Source organism: Agromyces sp. 3263 (assembly GCF_031456545.1).
Taxonomy (GTDB): domain Bacteria; phylum Actinomycetota; class Actinomycetes; order Actinomycetales; family Microbacteriaceae; genus Agromyces.
In genome coordinates this window covers 663,243-682,093 of sequence record NZ_JAVDUV010000002.1, presented here as the reverse complement: position 1 = coordinate 682,093, position 18,851 = coordinate 663,243, and the positions used below count along the sequence as shown (strand labels likewise).

Annotated in this window: 22 protein-coding genes; 19 read left to right on the top strand and 3 right to left on the bottom strand. The window is 70.7% G+C overall.

The genetic code is table 11. The annotated features are described in order from the left end of the window. Nucleotides 1-53 precede the first annotated feature (53 nt). The 10 genes from J2X63_RS16515 (at nt 54) to J2X63_RS16470 (ending at nt 8,293) form a co-directional block, all read left to right on the top strand. Nucleotides 54-569 carry a hypothetical protein gene (locus J2X63_RS16515; protein WP_309979221.1) on the top strand — a complete coding sequence of 172 codons (516 nt, stop codon included), beginning with the start codon at nt 54-56 and terminating at the stop codon, nt 567-569. Between the two features lie 196 nt (nt 570-765). Further along, a complete protein-coding gene (gene rplS / locus J2X63_RS16510) occupies nt 766-1,113 on the top strand; it encodes a 50S ribosomal protein L19 (protein WP_108595571.1) in 348 nt (115 codons plus the stop codon). A gap of 92 nt (nt 1,114-1,205) precedes the next feature. Further along, entirely contained in the window at nt 1,206-1,952 is a 747-nt protein-coding gene (gene lepB / locus J2X63_RS16505; RefSeq protein ID WP_309979216.1) for a signal peptidase I, read from the top strand. 1 nt (nt 1,953) lies between these two features. Then, nucleotides 1,954-2,637: a ribonuclease HII gene (locus tag J2X63_RS16500; RefSeq protein ID WP_309979214.1), complete on the top strand. Its 684-nt coding sequence runs from the start codon at nt 1,954-1,956 to the stop codon at nt 2,635-2,637. Nucleotides 2,638-2,643: 6 nt separating this feature from the next. After that, entirely contained in the window at nt 2,644-2,967 is a 324-nt protein-coding gene (locus J2X63_RS16495; protein ID WP_129522552.1) for a DUF2469 family protein, read from the top strand. A 181-nt stretch (nt 2,968-3,148) separates the two neighbouring features. Then, nucleotides 3,149-3,505 (top strand): YraN family protein, encoded by a 357-nt coding sequence (locus J2X63_RS16490; protein ID WP_309979210.1) that lies wholly within the window; start codon nt 3,149-3,151, stop codon nt 3,503-3,505. Next, nucleotides 3,505-5,046, top strand: coding sequence for a YifB family Mg chelatase-like AAA ATPase (locus tag J2X63_RS16485; RefSeq protein ID WP_309979208.1), 1,542 nt, complete (start codon nt 3,505-3,507; stop codon nt 5,044-5,046). Before J2X63_RS16490 ends, J2X63_RS16485 begins: the two co-directional genes overlap by 1 nt. Continuing rightward, a complete protein-coding gene (gene dprA / locus J2X63_RS16480) occupies nt 5,043-6,311 on the top strand; it encodes a DNA-processing protein DprA (RefSeq protein WP_309979206.1) in 1,269 nt (422 codons plus the stop codon). Before J2X63_RS16485 ends, dprA begins: the two co-directional genes overlap by 4 nt. 52 nt (nt 6,312-6,363) lie before the next feature. Then, entirely contained in the window at nt 6,364-7,290 is a 927-nt protein-coding gene (locus J2X63_RS16475; protein ID WP_309979204.1) for a phosphodiesterase, read from the top strand. A gap of 64 nt (nt 7,291-7,354) precedes the next feature. After that, nucleotides 7,355-8,293 carry a tyrosine recombinase XerC gene (locus J2X63_RS16470; protein ID WP_309979202.1) on the top strand — a complete coding sequence of 313 codons (939 nt, stop codon included), beginning with the start codon at nt 7,355-7,357 and terminating at the stop codon, nt 8,291-8,293. A gap of 24 nt (nt 8,294-8,317) precedes the next feature. Here the strand turns inward: J2X63_RS16470 and J2X63_RS16465 are convergent, their stop codons facing one another. Beyond that, the gene (locus J2X63_RS16465; RefSeq protein WP_309979199.1) at nt 8,318-8,881 is read right to left on the bottom strand and encodes a M23 family metallopeptidase; all 564 of its coding nucleotides are present in this window, start codon (nt 8,879-8,881) and stop codon (nt 8,318-8,320) included. Between the two features lie 271 nt (nt 8,882-9,152). On the opposite strand from J2X63_RS16465, the gene rpsB reads away from it, so the two are divergent. From rpsB to J2X63_RS16420, 9 genes are all read left to right on the top strand, one after another. Beyond that, a complete protein-coding gene (gene rpsB / locus J2X63_RS16460; protein ID WP_309979196.1) occupies nt 9,153-10,103 on the top strand; it encodes a 30S ribosomal protein S2 in 951 nt (316 codons plus the stop codon). A 41-nt stretch (nt 10,104-10,144) separates the two neighbouring features. After that, complete coding sequence (gene tsf / locus J2X63_RS16455) at nt 10,145-10,975, top strand: translation elongation factor Ts (RefSeq protein ID WP_309979195.1); 831 nt, start codon at nt 10,145-10,147, stop codon at nt 10,973-10,975. 173 nt (nt 10,976-11,148) lie between these two features. Next, nucleotides 11,149-11,880, top strand: coding sequence for a UMP kinase (gene pyrH, locus J2X63_RS16450; protein ID WP_309979193.1), 732 nt, complete (start codon nt 11,149-11,151; stop codon nt 11,878-11,880). A 32-nt stretch (nt 11,881-11,912) separates the two neighbouring features. Next, complete coding sequence (gene frr, locus J2X63_RS16445; protein ID WP_309979191.1) at nt 11,913-12,467, top strand: ribosome recycling factor; 555 nt, start codon at nt 11,913-11,915, stop codon at nt 12,465-12,467. A gap of 9 nt (nt 12,468-12,476) precedes the next feature. Beyond that, nucleotides 12,477-13,463 carry a phosphatidate cytidylyltransferase gene (locus J2X63_RS16440; RefSeq protein ID WP_309979189.1) on the top strand — a complete coding sequence of 329 codons (987 nt, stop codon included), beginning with the start codon at nt 12,477-12,479 and terminating at the stop codon, nt 13,461-13,463. 20 nt (nt 13,464-13,483) lie between these two features. Further along, complete coding sequence (locus tag J2X63_RS16435; protein WP_309979187.1) at nt 13,484-14,038, top strand: DivIVA domain-containing protein; 555 nt, start codon at nt 13,484-13,486, stop codon at nt 14,036-14,038. Nucleotides 14,039-14,163: 125 nt separating this feature from the next. Continuing rightward, on the top strand, nt 14,164-14,748 hold the full coding sequence (locus tag J2X63_RS16430; RefSeq protein ID WP_309979185.1) for a lytic transglycosylase domain-containing protein: 585 nt from the start codon (nt 14,164-14,166) through the stop codon (nt 14,746-14,748). Between the two features lie 112 nt (nt 14,749-14,860). Next, a complete protein-coding gene (locus J2X63_RS16425) occupies nt 14,861-15,169 on the top strand; it encodes a hypothetical protein (RefSeq protein WP_309979183.1) in 309 nt (102 codons plus the stop codon). Beyond that, nucleotides 15,166-15,906, top strand: coding sequence for an alpha/beta hydrolase (locus tag J2X63_RS16420; protein ID WP_309979181.1), 741 nt, complete (start codon nt 15,166-15,168; stop codon nt 15,904-15,906). Before J2X63_RS16425 ends, J2X63_RS16420 begins: the two co-directional genes overlap by 4 nt. 65 nt (nt 15,907-15,971) lie before the next feature. Here J2X63_RS16420 and J2X63_RS16415 read toward each other — a convergent pair whose 3' ends face one another. Together J2X63_RS16415 and J2X63_RS16410 are read right to left on the bottom strand one after the other, a co-directional pair. Next, nucleotides 15,972-17,036 (bottom strand): AI-2E family transporter, encoded by a 1,065-nt coding sequence (locus tag J2X63_RS16415; protein ID WP_309979179.1) that lies wholly within the window; start codon nt 17,034-17,036, stop codon nt 15,972-15,974. A 19-nt stretch (nt 17,037-17,055) separates the two neighbouring features. Next, nucleotides 17,056-18,675: a DivIVA domain-containing protein gene (locus tag J2X63_RS16410; RefSeq protein ID WP_309979177.1), complete on the bottom strand. Its 1,620-nt coding sequence runs from the start codon at nt 18,673-18,675 to the stop codon at nt 17,056-17,058. Nucleotides 18,676-18,851: the final 176 nt, after the last annotated feature.

Here is an 18,851-nt window from a genome sequence, read left to right as displayed (position 1 = left end):
GCCCTGAGTGAACACCCGGCCCGCGCGCAGGCCCACGGCGTTACGCTGTGGGCATGCTGATCCGGCGGGCATTCCTCAGGTGGCTGGTCGCGGCGACCGTCGTGTTGCCGATCTGGCTCGCCGTGGGGTGGGCGGTCTTCGGCGGCGGCGGGTGGGGCACCCTCGGCCTCATCATCACCGTGCCCGTGGCGTTCGTCGCCCTCGGCATCATCGCGCTCCTGGTGTGGGCGCGTCCCACGGTGCGAGCAGAGCGGGCGGCCTCGTGGACCGACGTCGCGGTGGTCGGCCTGTGGCACGCCTCGATCATCGGCCTCGGGTTCTACGGCGACGCATCCGGATTCCTCGGCGTGGCCGCCATCCTCCTTGCCATCGCGGCGTTCTGGGCGGCGATCTGGCAACTCGTCTCCGACGGCGCGCGACGCGTACAGGCGACCATGGACGAGTTCGAACGCGTCGCGGCGGCGCAGTCCCGCCCCGCGCCCGAGGCCCGGGGCGAGATGCCGGCGCGGCGCTCGCCCTTCGGCGACGACGACGGCGAGGTCATCGTCGTGCGCGAGGTGCGCGACTGACGCTGCAGCAGCCGGCGAGGCATCCGTTCGCCCGCTTTGGCGCGCAGCGCTCCGGCATGGCACAATAGACGATTGTGCCGCCGCAGGACTCTGCCTCCGGGGAGGACGCACCGCGCGAGTGATCGCGCAGGCGGCACCACACACTTCCATCCATGATCCGCGTTCGACCGGTGGCGGGCGCAGAGAGCGAACCATCATGCACATCCTCGACCATGTCGACGCCGCGAGCCTGAGGTCGGATGTCCCCGACTTCCGCCCCGGCGACACCGTCAAGGTGCACGTCAACATCATCGAAGGCACGCGCTCGCGCATCCAGGTCTTCCAGGGCGTCGTCATCGGCCGCCAGGGCGAGGGCGTCCGCGAGACCTTCACCGTCCGCAAGGTCTCGTTCCAGGTCGGCGTCGAGCGCAAGTTCCCGGTGCACTCGCCGGTCATCGACCACATCGAGGTCGTGACCCGCGGTGACGTCCGGCGCGCGAAGCTCTACTACCTGCGCAAGCTCCGCGGCAAGAAGGCGAAGATCAAGGAGAAGCGCGACAGCTGATCCGTCGTCGCATCCGCCCGCGCGTCGCGAGCGGCACGGCATTCCGACCGAGCTCCCCACCCCTAGACTGGGTGGGGAGCTCGGGCGGTTAAATGACAGAAGAAATCAGCACCACGCGGACAGACCGCGCGGGCTCGGCGTCGGCACGCAGGAAACGGAGCACGCTGCTCTTCCTGCGAGACCTGCTCGTCATCTTCGTGGTGGCGGTGCTGGTCTCCTTCCTCATCAAGACCTTCCTCATCCGGTCGTTCTTCATCCCGTCGCAATCGATGGAGCAGACGCTGGTGATGGACGATCGCATCATCGTCAACCAGCTGGTGCCCGAGGTGACGCCGATCGAACACGGCGACGTCGTCGTGTTCAAGGATCCGGGCGGCTGGCTCCCGGCCCGCCCCGAGACGGTGCAGCCGCCGCTCGTCGCCGCGATCGACTGGTTCCTCGCGTTCGTCGGGCTCTCGGCCCCCGACTCCAACGACCACCTCGTGAAGCGCGTCATCGGCCTGCCGGGCGACCACGTCACCTGCTGCAACGCACTCGGGCAGATGAGCGTCAACGGCGTGCCGCTCGACGAGCCCTACGTCGCGCTGCCGCCCGGCGAGACCAAGGTCTCCCGTGACGACTTCGACACCGTCGTGCCCGACGGCTCGCTGTGGGTGATGGGCGACAACCGCTACAACTCCAAGGACTCGCGCTACAACGGCGAGACGCCGCTCAAGGGCTTCGTGCCGATCGAGAACGTCGTCGGGCGCGCGTTCGTCGTGAGCTGGCCCATCGACCACTGGGCCTGGCTCGGCAACTACCCCGAGGTCTTCGAGGGCGTCGACGAGGGCACGGGCTGACATGTCGCCGACCGCGATCCCCAATCTCAAGGTCGAGCGCGAGCTGTTCGACACCGGGGCTCCCGTGGTGCTCGCCTGCGACGAGGTCGGCCGCGGTGCGCTCGCCGGACCGGTCGCCGTCGGGCTCGTGCTCATCGAGGCGTCGGTGCGCCGGATGCCAGCCGGACTCCGCGACTCGAAGCTCATGACCGAGCCGCGCCGCGAGGCCATGGCGCCGCGCGCCGCGGCGTGGGTGAGCGGCTGGGCCGTGGGCGAGGCATCCGCCGCCGAGATCGACGAGCTCGGCATCATGGCGTGCCTCGGCCTCGCCGGTGCCCGCGCCTACGCCGCGCTCACCGCCGCGCAGGAGGTCGCGCTGGATGCGCCGCTCCTGCTCGACGGCAACTACGACTGGCTGAGCCCGTCGATCCAGCACCGTGCCCGTGTGACCACGCGGATCAAGGCCGATCGCGACTGCGCGTCGGTGGCCGCGGCATCCGTCATCGCCAAGGTGCACCGCGACCGGGGCATGCGCAGCGCCCACGACGACCTGCCGCTCTACGGGTGGGACGAGAACAAGGGCTACTCGAGCCGAGGGCACTTCGCCGCACTCGCCGAGCACGGCCCGAGCGCCCTGCACCGGCATACCTGGCTCCACGAGCGCCCCGAGGAGGCGCCGGCGCTCTTCGACCTCGGCGTAGGATGAATCCCGATGGATGAAGACGAGTTCGAAGACTACGACCGCGAGGTCGAGCTGGCCCTGTACCGCGAATACCGCGACATCGTGTCGCAATTCCAGTACGTGGTCGAGACGGAGCGGCGCTTCTACCTCGCCAACGAGGTCGAACTGGTGCGCCGGGACACCGAGCACGACTTCTACTTCGAGTTGACCATGAAGGACGTCTGGGTCTGGGACGTCTACCGTGCCGACCGGTTCGTGAAGTCCGTGCGCGTGCTCACGTTCAAGGACGTGAACGTCGAGGAGCTCGCGACGCGCGAGTTCGAGCTTCCCAAGGAGCTCGCGCTCGACGAGTAGCGCTCGGGCCTTCCCGCGACGACGGCCGCCGGGGTCGGCCGGCGGAGGACCGTCCTGACGTCCACCGTCGTCGGCGACTCGTCCTCGACACCCTGACTCCTGGCGCCCGCGGCCACGAGGCGGTCGAGACCGCGCCGAGCCGGCTGGTCCCGCCACCACGCTGGTCGTGGAGGTGGTGCTGGTGGCCCACAATGCGGAACTCGGTCGGCACGGCGAACAGCTCGCGGTCGATCATCTCGAATCGCGCGGGATGCGCGTCGTCGCCCGCAACTGGCGATGCAGGCTCGGCGAGATCGACATCGTCGCGCGCGACGGGAGCGACACGGTCGTCGTCGAGGTGAAGACCCGCACGTCGCAGGACTACGGTCATCCGTTCGAGGCCATCACGCCGATCAAGCTCGCTCGGCTGCGCCGGCTCGCGATCGCGTGGTGCGAGGCGACGGATGCGCCGGTCGCACGTCTCCGCATCGACGCGGTGGCCGTGCTCGCACCGACCGAGGCGCCGGCGCTCATCGAGCACCTCGAGGGGATCGGCTGATGCCCGTGGCACGCACGCGCTCCATCGCACTCCTCGGCCTCACCGGCTCGGTGGTCGAGGTCGAGGCCGATCTCTCGTCGCAGCTGCCCGGATTCGTGATCATCGGCCTGCCCGACGCGGCACTGACCGAGGCTCGCGAGCGGGTGCGCTCCGCCGCGGTCAACGCGGGGTGCCCGCTCCCGCAGCGCAAGCTCACGGTCAACCTCTCGCCTGCGGCGCTGCCCAAGCACGGGTCCGGGTTCGACCTGGCGATCGCCATCGCGTGCCTCGCAGCCGCCGGCGAGGTCTCGGTGGATTCCGTCGATCGCGTCGTGCACCTCGGGGAGCTCGGCCTCGACGGTCGGCTCCGTCCGATCGACGGCATCCTGCCGGCCGTGCTCGCCGCGGTCCGGGCCGGCCACGACACCGTGATGGTGCCTGCCGCCAATGCCGCCGAGGCGGCGCTGGTGCCGGGCGTCGAGGTGATCGGCGTCTCGTCGCTGCTCGAGGCGGCGATCCGCCACGGCGGCGACTACGAGGAGCAGGCGGTCGAGGCCGTGCCCGCGATCATCCGGGGCGAGGACGGGGAGCCCCTGGTCGGCGACCTGGCCGACATCGCCGGGAACGGCGATGCCGTCGAGGCCCTGGTCACGGCGGCCGCGGGCGGCCACCACCTCTTCCTGCTGGGCCCACCGGGGGCCGGCAAGACGATGCTCGCCTCGCGGCTGCCGGGCATCCTGCCCGACCTCGATTCGGATGCCGCGCTCGAGGTCTCGTCGATCCGATCGCTTTCCGGTCGGCCGTTGGGCGCCACCCTCTCGGTGCGTCCGCCGTTCGAGGCGCCCCATCACACCGCATCGGCCGCGGCGATCGTGGGCGGCGGGAGTCGGGTCATCCGCCCGGGCGCGGCCGCTCGCGCGTCGCACGGAGTGCTCTTCCTCGATGAAGCCCCCGAGTTCGCCTCGACCGTGCTCGACGTGCTCCGCCAGCCGCTGGAATCGGGCACCATCTCCATCCACCGGGCGAGCGCGGTGGCATCGTTCCCGGCCCGCTTCCAGCTCGTCATCGCCGCCAATCCCTGCCCGTGCGGCCATCACGGCGTCGATGACACCAGTTGCACCTGCTCGCCGGTCGTGCGCCGCCGCTACCTCGCGCGCATCTCCGGCCCGCTGCTCGACCGCATCGACCTGCAGATCCTGGTTCCCCGCATCACGACCGCCGGCATTCGCGTCGCGGCCGATCTGCCGGGGTTGTCCAGCGCCGAGGCTCGAGTGCGCGTCGACGCGGCCCGCGCGATCGCGCGTGAGCGCCTCCGGTCGACGCCCTGGCGCACGAACTCGGAGATGCCCGGGCCGTGGATGCGCGGCGCCGGTCGCCTCCACCCCGGCGGACGCGCGAGTGCCGCGCTCGATCGTGCGCTCGAGCGCGGCGGCATCACGATGCGCGGATACGACCGCGTGCTGAAGACCGCGTGGACGATCGCCGACCTCGACGGGGCCGCCGCCCCGACCGCCGAACACGTGGGCCGGGCCTACTTCATGAGGAAGGGAATCAACGCATGACGCGGTTGCAGCAGGCGGCAGGACGATCGGCCGTGGAGTTCGCCGCCGTCCGCACCGGCGGGGAGCCGACGCTCGAGGCGTTCGCCCGGGCCGTCCTCGGACTCGTCGCGGAGCCCGGTGACGGCGTGCTCGGCCGGGTGGTCGGAGCGATCGGAGCGATCGACACCGCCGAGTCGCTGCTGGCCGGTCGCTCGGCCGCGGACCTGGTCGAGCGGGTCGTTGGGGCTGGAGGCGACCTCGACGAGCGCGAGGCGACGGCAGGACTCGACCGCTGGTCGCCACGGCTCGATCACGGGTCGTTCATCCGCTCGCTCACCCAGGCCGCTCGTGTCGGGGCGGTGCTGCTCACGCCCGCCGACCCCGCATGGCCGCGCGGCGTCGACGAGCTCCACGTGCATGCACCGCTCGGCCTCTGGGTGCGGGGGCGAGCCGACGCGTTGTCGTCTGCGCACTCCACGATCGCCCTCGTCGGTGCCCGCGCGGCGACAGGCTACGGCGAGCACGTCGCCATGGAGGCCTCGGCCGGGCTCGTCGACCGCGGCTTCACCGTGGTTTCGGGCGGTGCCTACGGCATCGACGGCATGGCGCATCGCGCCGCGTTGGCGAGCGACGGCACGACCGTCGCCTTCCTCGCCGGCGGAGTCGACCGGTTCTATCCGCTGGGGCATGAATCCCTCCTCGCGCGCATCGTGCAGACCGGGGCGGTCGTGTCGGAGCTGCCCTGTGGTACGGCGCCGACGAAATGGAGGTTCCTGCAGCGCAATCGCCTCATCGCCGCCGCGAGCGAGGCGACCGTCGTGCTGGAAGCCGGGACCCGTTCGGGATCGCTCAACACGGCCGGGCACGCGGCCGCGCTCGGCCGCCCGCTCGGAGCCGTGCCGGGGCCGGTGACGAGTCCCGCCTCGGCCGGATGCCACCGCCTCCTGCGGGAGTTCGATGCGGTCTGCGTCGTCGACGCCGACCAGATGGCCGAGTTGGCCGGAGGCGGGAACGGCACCGGGATCGGACGTCGACCGGCGCTCGGATCGAGCGACGGTGCCGGCCGATCGCCCGATGCAGACCGCACCATCGGCACCGGTTCGGACGACCCCACCGGAGTGCGCATGCTCGATGCGCTCAGCACCCGCACGCCGCGCGAGCTGTCGGACGTCGCGCGCAGGGCCGGGTTGTCGGTGCCGGAGGCGATGTCGACCCTCGGCCGGTTCGAGGCCGAGGGAATCGTCGAGCGACGTCCATCCGGCTGGCTCCGGCGACGGGCCGGGTGATGCCCGGCGGGGCGTCGGCGGCACCGCCTAGGCTGACCACGAGGGGGTCGGAATGCAGGCGGAACAGGCAGCGCAACTCGGTCGGTACCCGGCCGCGAAACGGGTCATCGCCCATGTGAGCGACACGCACCTGCTGCAAGGCGGAGCCCGGCTCGGGGGCGTCGCCGACACCGTGCGCGCGCTCGACCAGGCCGTCCGGCAGCTCTCGCGACTCGGAGACCGACTCGACGCCATCGTCGTCACGGGCGATGTCACCGACCTGGGGGAGCCTGACGCCTACCGCCTCGTCCGCGATGCGCTCGATCCGCTCGCGGCCTCGACGGGCGCGGCACTGGTCTGGGTCATCGGCAACCACGACGAGCGGCCCGTCTTCCGTCGTGAACTCCTGGGGGAGGTGCCCAGCGAGTCGCCCACGCACCGCGCGGTGGCGATCGGAGGCCTTCGCATCGTCGTCCTCGACACGAGCGTTCCGGGATACCACCACGGTGCGCTCGACGCGACGTCGCTCGAGTGGCTCGACCGCGTCCTCGACGAGCCGGCCCCCGAGGGCACCGTGCTCGCGATGCACCACGCCCCCATCCCCACGCCGCTCCCGCTCATGGACGTCCTCGAACTCCGCGGACAGGACGAGCTCGCCGACGTCATCCGCGGCCGCGATGTGCGTCACATCCTCGGCGGACACCTGCACTACGCGACCAACGGCATGTTCGCGGGCATCCCGGTCTCCGTCGCCGGTGCGCTCGCCTACACCATGGACCTCTCCGCGCCGCCTCGCGACCTGGTCGGCGTCGACGGTGGCCGCTCGTTCACCCTCGTCCACCTCTACGACGAAGCCGTCGTGACCTCCGTCGTCCCCCTCGGGCCGTTCCCCGTGGTCACGCATCTGGGCGAGGCGTTCCTCACCGAGATCGAACAACTCCCGCCCGCCGGGCGCATCGAGCGGTTCTCACGGAAGCCCACCGCTCCCGAGGCGGAGTGATGCACGGCCACGGTGCAGTCGTCCACCCGCCTCGGCCCCCCGCTTCGAGCCGGGGGCGCGACTCGTGACGCTCGACGCCCTCCTCGACGACTACCTCGGGCACGTCCGCTCGGAGCGCGGCTACTCCGCCCACACTGTCGCGGCGTACCGAGGCGACCTGGTCGACCTCATGCGGTTCGCCGAAGCGCGCGGGGTCAGGTCGCCGTCGGGCGTCGACCTGCCCCTCCTGCGCGACTGGCTGTACGCGGCGACAGAGCGCGGGCTCGCACGCACCAGCATCGCCCGGCGCGCGGCATCCGCTCGCGGCTTCACGGCGTGGTTGCACCGACGCGACCTCCTGCCCGCCGATCCGGGCGCGCGGCTCAAGGCGCCCCGGGCGCAGCGCACGCTGCCTCGCGTGGTGACCGAGCGTGCGCTCGCCGAGGCGCTCGCCGACCTCGCCGCCCGCGCGGCCGACGGTGATCCACTCGCCGTCCGGGATGCCGCGATCGCGGAGCTGCTGTACGCCTCGGCACTTCGCGTCTCCGAGCTCGTCGGCCTCGACGTGGACGACGTGGACCGTCGCCGTCGAACGGTCCGGGTCACCGGCAAGGGGTCGAAGGAGCGCGTCGTGCCATATGGTGCGCCGGCCGCCCGCGCCCTGGACCGCTACGTCGACGACGCCCGCCCCGCGATCGTCGCTGCGGCGGGGAGCGCAGGCGGGAGCGCGGCCAGGACGGCCGCCACCCATGCCGTCTTCCTCGGTGTGCGGGGCGGTCGGCTCGGGGTGCGCGGCGTGCACCGACTGGTCGCGGACCTGCTCACCGCCATCCCGGGCACCGGCCCCGGCGGACCGCACGCGCTCCGGCACAGCGCGGCGACGCACCTGCTCGACGGGGGCGCCGACCTGCGGGCCGTGCAGGAGTTCCTCGGCCACGCGAGCCTCGGTACCACGCAGATCTACACGCACGTCTCGGCCGAGCGCCTGAGGCAGAGCTACCAGACCGCGCATCCGCGCGCCTGAGGCCCTCGATCGACCGACCGCCGATCAGGTGCCGTCGAGCGGCAGCAGCACGGCCCGCGGGAGTCCGCCGAGGAACAGGAACGGCGAGACATACGCGCCGTCGATGCGCACCCCGAAGTGCACGCAGCCCGACGCGCAGTGGCCGCCCGTCGCGACGCGACCCACGATGTCGCCGGCGCGCACGATGGTGCCCGCCGCCACAGCCGCCTCGACGGGTTCGATGGCGCTCACCAGGCCATCGCCGTGGTCGATGGCGACGACCCCGCGGTCCACGACCGGGCCCGCGAAGCTCACGACGCCGTCGGCGGGCGCGACCACCAGTGCACCGCTGTCCGCGGCGACGTCGATGCCTCGGTGGCCCGCGGCGTACGGCGCCGCCGGCGCCCGGAATGGCGCGACCACCCGGATCGGGGCGGGAACGGGCCAGCGCCACGGATCCTCGAGCGCGGCGGCCGTCCGCAAGGGGGCTGAGCCGTCCTGCTCCGACTCCACCGCGGAGACCGGCAGCGTTCCGGCCGGTGTGGCGGCGAGCGCGAGGGTGAGCGCGAGTCCGATGCCGACCCTTCGACGTGACGTGGGAATCCTCATCCGAACAGCCTGGGGGCGTCCACGTGGTCGACGTGATCGCCCGACCCGCGGAGGCTCCGCAGACCGTCGCCCGTGGTTGGGGAGGGGGAGTGCCGATGGTAGAGTATCGGGAGCACCTCGGCCTGCCGGGGTGACTACGCGTGCCATTCGGCCACCGACTCCACTCAGTCCCGCTCCCGTTCCTCCGAGCTCGAGCAGGCGGAGCCGTGCCGGGCACCAGGGCTCACGGCCGCCGGCCGGAGCGTCAACTGAGAACAAAGGAGTACGGCTCATGGCCGTCGTCACCATCCGCCAGCTGCTCGACAGCGGCGTGCACTTCGGGCACCAGACCCGCCGTTGGAACCCGAAGATGAAGCGGTTCATCTTCACCGAGCGTTCCGGCATCTACATCATCGACCTGCAGCAGTCGCTCGCCTACATCGACAAGGCGTACGACTTCGTCCGCGAGACGGTCGCCCACGGCGGCACCATCCTCTTCGTCGGCACGAAGAAGCAGGCTCAGGAGTCCATCGCCGAGCAGGCGACCCGTGTCGGCCAGCCCTACGTGAACCAGCGCTGGCTCGGCGGCCTCCTCACCAACTTCACCACGGTCTCCAAGCGCCTCGCGCGCATGAAGGAGCTCGAGGAACTCGACTTCGAGGGCACCACGAGCGGCTTCACCAAGAAGGAGCTCCTCATCAAGAAGCGCGAGCTCGACAAGCTGCACAAGTCGCTCGGCGGCATCCGCAACCTGTCGAAGACGCCGTCGGCCCTCTGGGTGGTCGACACCAAGAAGGAGCACCTCGCGATCGACGAGGCGAAGAAGCTCGGCATCCCCGTCATCGGCATCCTCGACACCAACTGCGACCCCGACGAGGTCCAGTACCCGATCCCGGGCAACGACGACGCGATCCGCTCGGTGAGCCTGCTCACCCGCATCATCGCCGACGCCGCAGCCGAGGGTCTCATCGAGCGCCACCAGAAGCCCGAGGCCGAGGGCAACGTGTCGGCCGTCGAGCCGCTCGCCGAGTGGGAGCAGGAGCTCCTCCAGGCGCAGACGCCCGAGCAGTCGTCGCCCGAGACCGACAAGGTCGATGGCGCCACCGCTGAGGCCGAAGAGGTCGCCGAGGTCGCCGAGGCCGTCTCGATCGACGAGGTCGTCGAGGCGACGACCGAGTCCGAGGCCGACGTCGAGGGCGCTGCTGCCGCAGAGGCCGCCGTCGAGGCCGACGAGACCAAGTAACCCACTCCACCTACGACCACGAGTCCAGGAGACATCCCACTATGGCCAACTTCACACTCGAAGACGTCAAGAACCTGCGCGAGCGCCTCGGCACCGGCATGGTCGACACGAAGAACGCACTCGTCGAGGCCGACGGCGACATGGACAAGGCGGTCGAGATCCTCCGCCTGAAGGGCGCGAAGGGCAATGCCAAGCGCGCCGACCGCTCCACCGCTGAGGGCCTCGTCGCCGCCGTCGACAACGGCGACGGCACCGCGACGATGATCGAGCTCGCCTGCGAGACCGACTTCGTCGCCAAGGGCGACAAGTTCGTCGGCCTCGCCGACCGCGTGCTGGCCGCAGTGGCCGCCGCGCGCGCCGCGACCGTCGAGGCCGCCCTGGCCGCGCCGGCCGAGGGCAAGACCGTCGCCGACGTGATCAGCGAGGAGGCGGCGATCCTCGGCGAGAAGGTCGAGCTCCGCCGCATCCGCCTCGTCACGGGTGAGCACTTCTCGATCTACCTGCACAAGACGTCGAAGGACCTGCCCCCGCAGGTCGGCGTCGTGCTCGGCTACGCCGGCGACGACGCGGAGACCGCTCGCTCGGTGGCGCAGCACATCTCGTTCGCGAACCCCGAGTACCTCACCCGTGAGGACGTCCCGGCGGAGTCCGTCGAGAAGGAGCGTTCGATCGTCGAGCAGATCTCGCGTGAGGAGGGTAAGCCCGAGGCCGCCCTCCCGAAGATCATCGAGGGTCGCGTCGGCGCCTACTTCAAGCAGGTCGCCCTGCTCGAGCAGGACTACGCGAAGGACAACAAGCTGTCCGTGAGCAAGGTCCTCTCCGACGCAGGCCTCACCGTGAGCGACTTCGCTCGCTTCAAGGTCGGCGCGTAGCACATCGTGAGGGAGCCCGGATCGCATCGGCGATCCGGGCTCCCTTTTCCATGCGCGGATGCCGCGGGCGACGCGCCCGTCGAACAGCACGGCCGCGCGACATCCGGCACCGGCACTGCGCCGAGGTCGGCGAACCACTAGTTTTGACACGGGCACGAAGGATTGGGGCGAGGATGACGGATCGCAGGCGCAGGGTGATGCTGAAGCTCTCGGGTGAGGCGTTCGGTGGAGGGCAGCTCGGGGTCAATCCCGACGTCGTGAGCTCGCTGGCGCGCGAGATCGCGGATGCGGCGCGCACGGTCGAGATCGCGATCGTCGTCGGCGGCGGCAACTTCTTCCGCGGCGCCGAGCTCTCGCAGCGTGGCATGGACCGCGGTCGTGCCGACTACATGGGCATGCTCGGGACCGTCATGAACTCCCTGGCGCTGCAGGACTTCCTCGAGCAGGCCGGCGCCGAGACCCGCGTGCAGTCCGCCATCTCGATGACCCAGGTGGCGGAACCCTACATCCCGCGCCGTGCCGAACGCCACCTCGAGAAGGGTCGCGTCGTCATCTTCGGCGCCGGAGCGGGGCTCCCGTACTTCTCCACCGACACGGTCGCCGCACAGCGAGCGCTCGAGATCGATGCCGACGTCGTGCTCGTCGCCAAGAACGGCGTCGACGGCGTCTACTCCGACGACCCTCGCACCAACCCCGACGCGCACAAGATCGACCGCATCAGCTACCAGGAGGCGCTCCAGCGGGGCCTCAAGGTCGTGGATTCGACGGCGTTCAGCCTCTGCATGGACAACGGCATGCCCATGCAGGTCTTCGGCATGGAACCGCGAGGCAACGTCACGGCGGCGATCCTCGGCGCCGAACTCGGCACCATCGTCAGCAACGGCGTGCCCGTCTCCACTCGATAGACTGTCCCGAGTAGCGAACAGAAGGAGCCCCCGTGATCGCGGATGTACTGTCCGATGCCACTGCACGCATGCACAAGGCCGTCGAAGTCGCGAAGGATGACTTCGCCTCGGTGCGAACCGGGCGGGCGAACCCCCAGCTCTTCCAGAAGATCATGGTGAGCTACTACGGCACGCCGACCCCGCTCTCGCAGCTCGCGTCGCTGCAGAACCCCGAGGCCCGCACCCTCGTCGTGACGCCCTACGACAAGAGCGCGCTGAAGGACATCGAGCAGGCGATCCGCGACACGCCGAACCTCGGCGCGAACCCGACGAACGATGGCAACATCGTTCGCGTCACGCTGCCCGAGCTGACCGAGGAGCGTCGCCGGGAGTACGTCAAGATCGTGCGCTCCAAGGCGGAGGACGCGCGCGTGTCGGTGCGCAACATCCGTCGTAAGGCGAAGGACGACCTCGACGGCCTCAAGGGCGAGGTCGGCGACGACGAGGTCTCGCGCGCCGAGAAGGAGCTCGAGCAGCTCACGAAGACGAACGTCGACGCGATCGACGACGCGCTGAAGCGCAAGGAAGCCGAACTCCTCGAGGTCTGAGGGAACACCATGTCGGGCGTTCCAGGGGGAGATGACGAGTCGGACGCCGGAGGGCATGACCGGTCATCCCGAGACGACTTCAAGGCGCAGGTGCAGGCTCGCAGGGCCGATCTCGAGCGGCAGTTCGAGGCGTCCAAGGCGCAGTTCGACCAGGCGCAGGAGAAGATCCAGGCTCGCACCGGCCGCAACCTGATCCTCGCGATCCTGATCGGGCTCGCGTTCGGCGGGGCGCTCCTGCTGAGCCTGCTCGTGATCAAAGAGCTGTTCATGGTGTTCGCCCTGCCGCTGGCCGGCTTCGCGACCTACGAGTTGGCGCAGGCACTCCGGAAGGGCGACTTCCACGTCCCGCGCATCCCGACCGTCGCGGCCGGGGTGATCGCCATCCCGGTGTCGTACTACTTCGGGGCCGGCGGCCAGTTCCTCGCCGTGCTCGGCGGGATCGTGCTCGTGACGGCCTGGCGGCTCGTCGAGCAATTGCTCCCCGCCCAGCGGCGCACCGGCGCAAGCCTCATCCGCGATCTCGCCGCCGGCGCGTTCGTGCAGGGCTATGTGGTGCTCCTCGCGACCTTCACCGTGGTGCTCACGGCGGCCGACGGCGGGCAGTGGTGGACGCTGGCGTTCATCATCATCGCGGTGGCGGCGGATGTCGGTGCCTACGCGTTCGGGCTCATGTTCGGCAAGCATCCGATGGCCCCCGTCATCAGCCCCAAGAAGACCTGGGAGGGCTTCGCCGGGGGAGCGGCGGCGAGCGTGCTGGCCGGACTGCTCCTGTCCACGCTGATGCTCGACAACACCTGGTGGTTCGGGCTCATCTTCGGCGCGGCGATCTTCCTCACGGCGACGCTCGGCGACCTCGTCGAGTCCCTCGTGAAGCGCGACATCGGCATCAAGGACATGAGCTCGTGGCTGCCGGGGCACGGCGGATTCCTCGACCGCCTCGACTCGATCCTGCCGTCCGCCGCCGTCGCGTTCCTCGCGTTCCTGGTCTTCGGTTGAGCGTCCGCGATAATGGTGCGGTGGATTCCACCTTCCCTCGCGCCCGCAAGCCTCAACTGGGATACAACACCGCCCAGGTCGAGGAGTTCCTCCAGGTGGCGCGTCGCGCCTACGACGGCACGGCGAAGCCCGGCGACCCGCCGCTGACATCGGAGAAGATCCGGCTCACCGCCTTCGCCATGCAGAAGGGCGGATACTCGACCGCGCACGTCGACGCGGCGATGGAACGGCTGGAGGACGCGTTCGCGGCGGAGGAGCGACAGGTCGCCGCCAGGCTGCACGGCAGCGAGGCGTGGCTCAGCGAGGCGCGCACGACCGCGCAGGTCGTCTCGAACCGACTTGCCCGGCCGGCTGGGGAGCGCTTCGATCGCGTGAGCCCGCTCGCCCTCGGCTATCGGGTGCGCGACGTCGACCGGTTCGCCGACAAGTTGACGCGGTACTTCCGCGACGGATGGCCCATCTCGATCGACGACGTGCGCACGGTCGTCTTCCCGACGCAGCGCGGCGGCTACCGCGAATCGCAGGTGGACCTCGTGCTCGACGCCGTCGTCGATGTCATGCTCGCGGTCCGGTGACCCGGGGTTCGACCCGGCCCCGCCGGCTCCGATACACTCGACGAATCGTGGGCAGGCACTCGGACATCGACGCATCGACGGCACCCGTGCATCCTGCGGCACCGCCGGTCAGGCGCCGGGGTCGCGTGAAGCAGTCCGCGACCGCCGTGTTCGCATTCCTCGCCTCCGTGAGCTTCCTGCTCGTGAACGTCGTCGACCCGTTCTCGGGCGCGACGGCCTCGCCCGACTTCGCCGCCTCCGGGGAGCGGTTCGGCGGGGCCGACGTGCAGGCGGTCGACGTCGAGGGCGACTACACGATCGACGTGTCCAAGGAGTCGTACGACGTCGAGAAGAAGCCCGAGGTGAAGCTGGCCCCGGCGTCGACGTCGGCGAGCAGCGGTTGGGCACCGCCCGCAGTGACGCCCGATCCCGGTTCGGCGCAGGCCTACGCGGCCGGCGCCGTCGCGGCGCGGGGCTGGCCGTCCAGCGAGTTCGACTGCCTGGTGGCCCTGTGGAGCAAGGAATCGGGCTGGCGGGTCAACGCGTACAACGCGTCGAGCGGCGCCTACGGCATCCCGCAGGCACTGCCGGGCTCGAAGATGGCGACGGCCGGCGCCGACTGGGAGACCAACGCGGGAACCCAGATCGAGTGGGGCCTGGGCTACGTGCAGGGCAGGTACGGCACCCCGTGCGGCGCGTGGGCGCACTCGCAGGACTCCGGCTGGTACTGAGCGGGCCGGTGATCGAGCAGACGGTGCTGGTGCGCCGTCGGTGCTGGTGAGCGGTCGGAGCTGCCGGAGGTGCCGGGCGGCCCGCGATCCGCGCGCCGCCTAGACTGGGACCATGGCACGCTCCAACCGATCTCGCGGTCGGGCGGCCCGTGCTCGCGAAGCGCACGTCGAGCTCGACGTCGATCGGCTCACGACCGGATGGCGCCGCACCGAGGTGCGCGGTGGCCGCGAGTGGAACGTGCAGCCGGTCTCCGAGGCGCAGGCGGTGAAGGCCTTCATCTGCCCTGGGTGCGGCTTGGACGTGGCCCCCGGGGTGGCGCACCTGGTCACCTGGCGTGCCGACGGCGTCCTCGGCGACGCCGCCGATCTCGCCGCCCGCCGGCACTGGCACACCCACTGCTGGAGAATCGAGGCCCGATGAACGAACCGCACGCCGACCCCGTCGAGATCCGAGCCGGGGTCGAGCTTCCCGCCGTGCGGGAGGACATCGAGTTGCGCACGGCCGACGGGCTCCGGTTGGTGGGCGAGCTGGCGACCCCGATCGACCGTGAACCGGTCGCGACGCTCGTCACGCTGCATCCGCTGCCGACCGCCGGCGGCTTCATGGACTCGCACATCCTTCGCAAGGCTGCGGCGCGGCTTCCCGCCCTGGCCGACCTCGCCGTGCTGCGGTTCAACACCCGGGGCACGTCGTCCCCGCGAGGCACGAGCGAGGGCACGTTCGGCGAGGGCGTCGCGGAACGGGCGGATGTCGCAGCGGCGATGGCGTTCGTCGCCGAGCGTGGGTTGCCGGCTCCCTGGCTCGTCGGATGGTCGTTCGGTACCGAGCTCGCCCTGAAGTACGGGCTGGAGCACGGCATCGCCGGCGCGATCCTGCTCTCGCCGCCGCTGCACCGGACCAGCCAGGAGGAACTGCAGCGGTGGAATGCCTCGTCGACGCCGATGGTGGCCGTGATACCCGAGCACGACGACTACCTGAAGCCCGACCAGGCCGCGGAGCGCTTCGCCGTACTGCCGAGACTGCGCCGGGTCGACGTCGCCGGCGGCCGCCACCTGTGGGTGGGGGAGTCGCAGACGCGGCGCGTACTCGAGGAGATCGTCGCGGCGGTCAATCCTTCGGCGCTGCCGCTGCCGACGACCTGGCCTCCTGCCAGCTGAGCCCGAGGCATCCCGAAACCCGATCGGTCCCGGCGGGCTTGCCGGCGTGGTGGCGGCGAGGGACCCTACAGCTCGTTCTGGTGCGGGATGACGACCTGCTTGATGATCAGCAGGATCGACGCGGCGACGGGGATCGCGATGAGCGCCCCGAGGATGCCCAGCAGCGCGCCGCCGGCCAGTGCCGCGATGACCACGAGCGCGCCCGGGACCTTCACCGCGCGGTTCATGATGCGGGGGCTCAGCAGGTATGCCTCGACCTGCATGTAGACCAGGTAGTAGATCGCCGCGACGAGCGCGGTGAGCGGCGACCCGAGGCCGGGGATCAGGCAGACCAGCACGATGAGGATGGACCCGGTCAGCGTGCCGACGAGCGGGACGAGCGAGAACAGGAAGGCGATGAACGCGAGGACCGCGGGGAAGGGCGCCTGGATGATCGAGAGGAAGATGAAGCTCGCGATCCCGTTGCAGGCCGCGAGCCCCGCCTGTCCCAGCACGTAGCGGCCGACGGACTGCGTGATCTGCTCGGTGAGGTCGGCGAAGCGCTCGCGCTTCGAGGCCGGCACCAGCTGGTACGTGCCCCGCTTCATCGCGTTGAGGGATGCCGCGAAGTACAGCGTGAGGATGAACACGATCACGATCGCGAACAGGCCGGTGCCGATGGCGACGGCGACCTGCAGGACGCCGCCGGCGAGCTCGCTCAGCTTCTCGGGATTCGTGAAGAAGTCGGTGACCGCGGTCGTGACCTGCCGGCTGATCTCGTCGACGGGCACCTGGGGGAACTGGTCCTTCAGGCTCTCGATCCACTCCTGCGAGTTGACCCGGTCGACGATGAGGGGAATCTCCTCGACGAGCTGGCTCACCTGGTCGACCACGATCGGGACCACGGCGAGCACCAGTGCCGCGACGAGGAGTCCCACGCCGGTCATCACGATGAGGATCGCCGCCCAACGCGGAAGCCCCCGGCGCTCGAGCCAGCTGATCGCCGGATCGAGGCCGAGGGCCAGGAAGAGTGCCGCGCCGACATAGGCGATGATCGTCGAGAGGCTCGCGATCGAGAACAGGATGAGCAGGCCGGCGCCGACTCCGAGCGTTCCGACGAGTCCGAATCTGAACGCGTTCTGGATTCTCATGGAGGCGGCGCGGCCCCGCTCAGCGGCGGGCGCCCTGCGCGGCCACCTGCTCGGCCTGCGTGAGCACGCCTCGGAGGCTCTCAAAGTAGCCCGCCACCGCGTCGCGCTCGATCTTGATCTGCGAGAGGCGGTCCTCGGCGTCGGCGACGAGGGCGCGGGTGCGCTCCTCGGCATCGGCGATGAGCTTGCGTGCCTGGTCGTGCGCGGCGGCCACGCGGTCGCGGGCCTCCTCATCGGCCTTGTCGCGGATCTTGGCGATCTCGGTGCGCACGTGCGTCTCGAGGCGGTCGGCCTCCGCACGGCTCTCGGAGGTGCGTGCGACCGCATCGGCGAGCTCGGCGTTGGCGTCGTCGAGGAACTTCTGGGTCTGGGCCACCGCCTCCTGGTGCGCGATGAGCAGCTCCTGCTCGGCCTCGTCGCGCTTGGCCGAGAGCTCAGCCTCGAGGTCGAGGTGGGCCTTCTCGATCTCCCGGCGCATGCGGTTCACCTCGTGCGTGGTCTTCTTGCGCATCGCGGTGAGCTGGTTGTCGAGGTCGATGCGCGCCTGCTCGGACTCGGCATCGAAGTCGGCACGGGCCTGCTCCTGCTCGAGGGCGAGGTCGGCTCGCATCTGGTCGAGGTCTGCGGCGTGCTTGGCGCGGATGCGCTCGAGCTCGTGCTGGAGCTTGAGTCGCGCGGCCTCGGCCTCGCGCTCGAGGTCGACCTTGGCCTGCGCCTTCTGCTCGGCGAGTGCCGCACGGCTCGACTCGAGTTCGCGGTCGAGGTCGGTGCGTGCCTGCTCGAGCTCGTGGACGAGCGCGGCGCGGCGCTCGGCGATCTCGGCGTCGATGCCGGCCCGCGCTTCGGCGGTCTCGCGCTCGAGGTCGAGCCGGGACTGCTCGGTGTCGCGGGCCAGGTCGATACGCGCCTGCTCGGTTTCCTTGGCGAGCTCCGCCCGGGCCCGGTCGAGCTCGATGGCGACCTCGGCACGGGTCTGCTCGGTCTCCTGCGCGAGGCCGGCGGCGGTGGCACGTGCCTCGTTCGCCTCGGCGTTCGCGGCGACGAGGATCTCGGCGGCCTTCTTCTCCGCGGCCGAGATGGTCGCGGCCGACTCGCGCTTGGCGCTCGAGCGGAGCTCGGCGGCCTCGGTGGCCACGGCGCCGCGGATGGCGGCGGCGTCGCGGGCCGCCTCCTGGCGGAGCTGCTCGCTCGCCTCGTGTGCGCGGGAGACCATGTCGTCGGCCTCGGCCCGGGCGTTCTCGAGCGTGCGGTTGGCCTGGGCGCGGGCCTCGGTGAGGGTGCGCTCGGCGAGTTCGTGCGCGTCGGAGCGCATGAGGTGCGCCTCGTCCTCGGCGGAACGGCGCAGCTTCTCGGCGTCGATGTCGGCCTGGGCGATGAGCCGCGTCGACTGCTCCTCGGCGACGCGGAGGGTGTTCTCGAGCTTGGTCCCGAGGCCGGAGAAGGTCGGGCTGCCGACCTCTTCGAGTTCGGCGGTCAGTTCCTCGATGCGGGCGTGGAGACGCTTGTTCTCCTTGGCCTGCTCGGCGAGCTGGGTGTTCGTGTTGATGATGTCGCGTCGGAGCCCGTTGATGCTCTTGTCGACTTCGTCCTTGTCGTATCCGCGGAACACCTGCGTGAACTCGGTCTCTTCGACAGCCAATTCTTCCTCCGGGGTTTGTCCCGCGTTCGTGGGGGCTCGTGCGGGTCGTGTCGATTGTACGGGCACCCGCGCCCGCGTGCGCACGCGGGATCCGGGGCATCGGTGCCGCGGCATCGTGCGGCCGGACGCACTGCGCGCACAGGTGGCGGTTGGCACTCTCTCAGACTGCGCCGGTA